The organism is Gordonibacter pamelaeae 7-10-1-b, from assembly GCF_000210055.1.
Classification (GTDB): Bacteria; Actinomycetota; Coriobacteriia; order Coriobacteriales; family Eggerthellaceae; genus Gordonibacter; species Gordonibacter pamelaeae.
On sequence record NC_021021.1, the window covers coordinates 1,692,256 to 1,698,367 of the forward strand.

General features: G+C 64.8%; 6 protein-coding genes. All 6 read left to right on the forward strand.

All coding sequences use genetic code 11. The features are described from left to right. The first annotated feature begins 89 nt into the window (after window positions 1-89). Complete coding sequence (locus GPA_RS07880; protein WP_015539533.1) at window positions 90-359, forward strand: hypothetical protein; 270 nt, start codon at window positions 90-92, stop codon at window positions 357-359. Window positions 360-632: 273 nt separating this feature from the next. Then, a complete protein-coding gene (locus tag GPA_RS07885) occupies window positions 633-2,984 on the forward strand; it encodes an anaerobic ribonucleoside triphosphate reductase (RefSeq protein WP_015539534.1) in 2,352 nt (783 codons plus the stop codon). Window positions 2,985-3,161: 177 nt separating this feature from the next. Next, window positions 3,162-3,707, forward strand: coding sequence for an anaerobic ribonucleoside-triphosphate reductase activating protein (gene nrdG / locus GPA_RS07890; protein WP_015539535.1), 546 nt, complete (start codon window positions 3,162-3,164; stop codon window positions 3,705-3,707). An 83-nt stretch (window positions 3,708-3,790) separates the two neighbouring features. Beyond that, window positions 3,791-4,360: a helix-turn-helix domain-containing protein gene (locus GPA_RS07895; protein ID WP_015539536.1), complete on the forward strand. Its 570-nt coding sequence runs from the start codon at window positions 3,791-3,793 to the stop codon at window positions 4,358-4,360. Continuing rightward, the gene (locus GPA_RS07900; RefSeq protein ID WP_015539537.1) at window positions 4,357-5,154 is read left to right on the forward strand and encodes a zeta toxin family protein; all 798 of its coding nucleotides are present in this window, start codon (window positions 4,357-4,359) and stop codon (window positions 5,152-5,154) included. Before GPA_RS07895 ends, GPA_RS07900 begins: the two co-directional genes overlap by 4 nt. Before the next feature lie 222 nt (window positions 5,155-5,376). After that, a partial coding sequence (locus GPA_RS07905) for a mechanosensitive ion channel family protein (protein ID WP_231847603.1) occupies window positions 5,377-6,112 on the forward strand: 736 nt, incomplete at its 3' end.

Consider the following 6,112-nt stretch of genomic DNA (forward strand, 5'->3'; position numbering starts at 1 on the left):
CGACGTCGTGGCGCCCCGCGGCGCCGACCCTGCCGAGGACGAGGCCGACCTGGCGACGCTGCTTTCCGCCGCGCGGGAGAGGTAGGCGCATGGCTTCTGGTTCCAACATCGAGCGCAGCCCGCACTACGGCGCCCTGCAGGACATGGTGGACGGCTTGTTCGCCGGCGCCTCGGCCGACGACACCGTGCGCCGGCTCGACGCGGTGATAGCCGCCGAGGCGGCCGACCTTCCCGACGACCTCATGGAGGTGGTCAGGCTGCTCCCCCCGGGGTCCTACACCCGCCAGCGCCTCTGCGACCAAGTCAACTCCGCCCTCGGCGGCCACGCCTGGGGCCAGGTGTACGGCACGGTGGAGTAGGGCCGCTCCTTCCCGCTCGGCCCCTCTGCTCCCGCATGCCCGCATTTCTGAAGTTCCTGTGATGCCCTTCGTGATTTTCGAATGGAAGTAGATTTGTAACATTTATCCCCCTTGTTTTCTCTCCCGCTCCCCGGTACTATATGTCCACGCTAAAGCGAGAACCAACCACAACATATTGTGGAAAAATGATTTAAAGGCAGTGGAAACTCGGGGTATAACCGCAGCATAACCACTGCTCGCAAAAGGAAAAACCGGCAGAGAGGAACAGCACGCATGGTCACCACCATCATCAAGCGCGACGGGCGCACGGCGGAATTCAACGAGGGCAAGATCGCCGAGGCGGTGGAGCGCGCGTTCCAGGCGTGCGGCGCCATGCAGGATCGCACGGCCGCCGAGGACATCGCGCGCAAGGTGGTGGAGAAGCTGGAAAGCGGCGCCATCGAGGGCGTGCCCACGGTGGAGGGCGTGCAGGACCTCGTGGAGGAGACGCTCATCGAGTCCGGCTTCGTGCAGACGGCCAAGTCCTACATCCTCTACCGCGCCGAGCGCAGCCGCGCCCGCGACGTGAACAGCCGCCTCATCCAGACGCTCAAGGACATCACGTTCTCCAAGGCCAGCGACTCGGACATGAAGCGCGAGAACGCCAACATCGACGCCGACACCGCCATGGGCACCATGCTCAAGTACGGCTCGGAGTCTGCCAAGCAGTTCTACGAGATGTGCGTTATCGACCCGAAGTTCGCGCGGGCGCATCGCGAGGGTGACATCCACATCCACGACATGGACTTCTACACGCTCACTACCACGTGCTGCCAGATCGAGCTGAAGAAGCTCTTCAAGGGCGGCTTCTCCACGGGCCACGGCGTGCTGCGCGAGCCGAACGACATCACGAGCTACGCGGCGCTCGCCTGCATCGCCATCCAGTCCAACCAGAATGACCAGCACGGCGGGCAGGCCATCTGCGACTTCGACTACGGCCTGGCCGAGGGTGTGAAGAAGACGTACCGCCGCCTGTACAAGAAGCACCTGGCCGAGGCGGTCGACCTCTTGGCTGACGGCGTGGTGGACGATGCCCGCGCGTTCGCTCAGGACACGCTCGCGGCCGTCGAGGAGCAGACGGGCCTCTGGGCCAGCCTCAAGAGGGACGAGGGCTTCGAGGTCGCCGTGCGGGAGGCGCTCGTCGCGGCCGGCGTGGACGAGGCGCTTGCGGACAAGGCGCTCGCCTACACGGCGAGGAACGCGCACGCCGACACCGACCGCGCCACGTTCCAGGCCATGGAGGCGCTCGTGCACAACCTGAACACCATGCACTCCCGCGCCGGCGCCCAGACGCCGTTCAGCTCCGTGAACTACGGCATGGACACGAGCCCGGAGGGCCGCATGGTGGTGAAGAACATGCTGCTGGCCACCGAGGGCGGCCTCGGCTCCGGTGAGACGCCCATCTTCCCCGTGCAGATCTTCCGCGTGAAGGAGGGCGTGAACTACAACCCCGAGGACCCGAACTACGACCTGTTCAAGCTGGCCATGCACTGCTCGGCGAAGCGCCTGTTCCCCAACTTCAGCTTCCTGGACGCGCCGTTCAACATCCAGTACTACCAGGGCACGCCGGAGACGGAGATCGCCTACATGGGCTGCCGCACGCGCGTCATGGGCAACGTGTACGACCCCGACCGCGAGGTCACGCCCGGGCGCGGCAACCTGTCGTTCACGTCCATCAACCTGCCGCGCCTGGCCATCCGCAGCAAGGGCGACCTCGACCTGTTCTTCGACCTGCTGGACGCGAAGCTGGCGCTCACGGTGGGGCAGCTCGACGAGCGCTTCGAGATACAGGCGCGCAAGAAGGTGTACAACGCGCCGTTCCTCATGGGCCAGGGAGTGTGGATCGACTCCGAGAAGCTGGCTCCCGGCGACGAGCAGCGTGAGGTGCTGAAGCACGGCACGCTGTCCGTGGGCTTCATCGGCCTGGCGGAGGCGCTCGTGGCGCTCACCGGCCAGCATCATGGCCAGTCGCAGGCGTCGCAGAACTTAGGGCTCGAGATCATCGGGCATATGCGCGGCTACCTGGACCGCCTGTCGGCCGAGCGCAAGATGAACTACGGCCTGATAGCCACGCCCGCCGAGGGCCTGTCCGGCCGCTTCGTGCGCATGGACCGCGCGCGCTACGGCTCCATCGCGGGCGTCACCGACCGCGACTACTACACGAACGGCTTCCACGTGCCGGTGTACTACGACATCAGCGCGTTCGACAAGATAGAGATCGAGGCGCCGTACCACGCGCTCACGAACGCGGGCCATATCTCCTACGTTGAGCTCGACGGCGACCCGTCCGAGAACCTGGAGGCGTTCGAGGCCGTCATCCGCCACATGAAGGACAGCGGCATCGGCTACGGCTCGGTGAACCACCCGGTGGACCGCGACCCGGTGTGCGGCTACAACGGCATCATCGGCGACGTGTGCCCCAAGTGCGGTCGCACCGAGGAGGAGCACGGCATGGCCTTCGAGCGCATCCGCCGCATCACCGGCTACCTGGTGGGCACCCTCGACCGCTTCAACGACGCCAAGCGCGCCGAGGAAGCCGACCGCGTGAAGCACTTTATTGCGTCGGCTGATCAGCCGTCGCAATAAGCCGACGCTGCGGCCGCCCGTGGTGCCCGATCTTCGCACGATCGCGGAGGCTCGCGTACCGAAGTACGCTTCGCCTCCGCGATCCCACGAATCTCGGGCACCACGGGCGGTCTCGCTGACTTACTACGCCAACCTGTTCGATTATTATGCGCCCTTCGGGCGCATGCGAGGCTACCCATGACTACTCCCACTATCATACGTCTTTTCGGCACGGCTCCCGACTCCATCGTCGACGGGCCGGGGCTGCGCTTCGCCGTGTTCGTGCAGGGGTGCACGCACGGCTGTCCCGGCTGCCACAATCCCGAGAGCCAGCCGCGCGCGGGTGGGGAGGTGCGCGCTATCGACGATCTTGTGGCCCATATCGCGGCCAACAAGCTGGCGCAGGGCGTGACCATCTCGGGCGGGGAGCCTTTTGAGCAAGCGGCCGCCTGCGCCGAGCTGGCGCGCCGCTGCCGGGCGCTCGGCCTGAACGTGTGGACGTATTCGGGCTACACCTACGAGCAGCTGGCCGCGGGCGTGCCCGACCCTGCGGCGCGCGACCTCCTCGCGCAGACCGACGTGCTGGTGGACGGCCCGTTCGTACAGGCGAAGCACTCCTTCGACCTCAAATGGCGCGGCTCCTCCAACCAGCGTCTCGTGGACGTGCCCGCCACGCAGCGGGAGGGCCGCATCGTGCTCTGGGAGCCGCGCGAGGTCGTGCCGCCGAAGCCCCCTTCCTGGTAAGCGCTTTATTCTCTCCTCCCTCTTGCACAACAGACCGATCATGTGATACTATCCTTTCTATCATTTGATAGAAAGGATAGGCTATGAGCGACGATATCACTCCTGATGAAATCAAGCGCATCCGCAAGAAGTACGGCTTGACGCAGCAGGCGTTCGCCCGGCTTCTCGGAATCGGCGAGGCCAGCATGGTGCGCTACGAGAACGGCCAGCCTCCCAGCAAGGCGAACGCGAACCTTATCCGCGCCGCTGCTCACAAGGAATTCATGCTCGAGTGCCTGGAACGCGACGGCGAGTCCATTCCGCCCGCGCAGCGCGAGAGCGCAGAGAAGGTCATATATGCGATGGTCACGTTCGACGACAAGGGGGAGATCATGGATATCAACGAGATGTACATGCTCACGCTCGAGCAGGAAATCCTCAACGAGAAGGCCGCCGAGATCCTGGCGGAAGTGTCGCGGCTGTACCTTGAGGCTGAGAGCAAGGGCGACAAGGAGGGCATGCTGGTCTACGACGACGTCATGTCGCTGATCGCCGAGAGGAAGAGGCAGATCATCTACAAGGAGAACGATAGCTTCACGAAGCTCGCCGAGATCAGGGGAAGCATCGAAGGGCTGGAACGCTTGGCGAAGCGCGTTCATCGGAGGGCTGCATGAACCACAGGGACCTCGCCGGTTTTTCGTCCGCAGAATTTCTAAAGGCTTACGCGGGTGTTTTCAAAAAGCTCGTTGATGATCCCGACCTTTTTGCAGAGCGACAGCCGCGCGCGTTCCTCCTCGGTGGTCAAAGCGGTGCAGGCAAGACGAATCTTCACAAACTGCTGACGGATGAGCTGGGGAAGAATGCCATCGTCATCAATGGCGACGAGTACCGTTCGCGACATCCGCGCTTCGCCGAGCTGGACGCCCAGTACGGGCCCGAGGCGGTGGCGTATACCGCCGCATGGGCGGGACAGATGGTAGAGGCGCTGGTCAAGGCCCTGTCGTCCGCTCGCTACAACCTCGTCGTAGAAGGGACGCTGCGGACTTCTCAGGTGCCGCTGGACACGGCCGCGCTGCTTCGGGGCAAAGGCTACCGCGTGTCGCTGGCGCTCATGGCTGTCAAGCCCGAAATATCGCTCGTCAGCTGCCAAATCCGCTACGAGCTCATGCGCATGGCCGGAACGACGCCGCGTGCGACCGACCCCGCCCACCACAACAAGATCGTCGCCGACATCGTCCAAAACTTGGGCGTCTTGGAGAGCTCGGGGCTGTTCGACGAGATTCGGCTCTACTCGCGCGAAAGGGAGCAGCTGTACCCGGTTGAGGGGGATGCGCGCCGCGCCGCCGACGTGCTCGAGGCGGTGCTCTTCGGCCCGTGGACTCATACGGAAAGAGAGCACTACGAGTTCTTGGAGGCAAAGCTCGCCTCGCTGCAAGGAGGGGCTTCCCTCCCGTCGGATCGGTCGTAGGATCACGAGGGCGGGCGACGGGCCACGGGGCCGGCCGAAGGTGCACGAGGTTGGCCGGAGGGGGGCGCCGAGGCCGCCCGGAACCGCCCAGGGGTCCCCGGGGCTGCGCCGGGGTCGCCGGGGAGACGCACCGAGGTTTCCGCGGGTCGCCCTTGTGTCGTCCCGTACTTGGTAACACGCCCGTTAGGTTCGTTTCGCGGCATTCCGTGGTAGGATAAAAGCATGGAACAACTCGAACACTATATACAGGGCATCGTGCACGTCGATTGGCTGACCACGGCCTTGGCGGCTGCCGTCATCCTCGCGGTCACGGCCGTCTTCGCGCGCTTAACCGTTCGCTTCATGCGCAAGATGCTGCACTACAACGAGGAGAAGAACCTTCCCTCCAGCTCCATCTTCGTCAACATCGCCCGCGGCGCCGTATGGCTGCTGGGCGTGTGCATCATGCTGTCCACCTGCTATGGCGTGGACGTGAGCGCCGCCATCACCGCGCTCGGCATCGGCGGCATCGCCATCTCGCTCGGCTTCCAGGACACCATCGCGAACCTCATCGGCGGCTTGCAGGTCAGCCTGCTGCGCATCATCAAGCCCGGAGATAACATCGAGGTGGGCTCGTCATCCGGTGTGGTGAAGGACATCACCTGGCGCCACACCACCATCAGGAACAGCAAGGGGGAGGAAGTCATCATCCCCAACTCCATCATCAACAAGACGGCGCTCACGCACCTGCCGCCCACGAACCAGGTGAGCCTGCCCATCGTGGTGGTGACGCCCGGCGAGCACCTGAACGACGTGGCGGCCGCCATCGAGCACGAGGCCTCCGAGGCGGCGGGCGCGGTGGCCAAGCTGACGAAGGAGCCGAAGCTGTCCTTCTCGGCCATCACCGACGGCGGCTACGTGGGGTCCATCACGTTCAAGGTGGCCGACAGCCGCACGAGCGCGCGGGCGGGCGATGCCG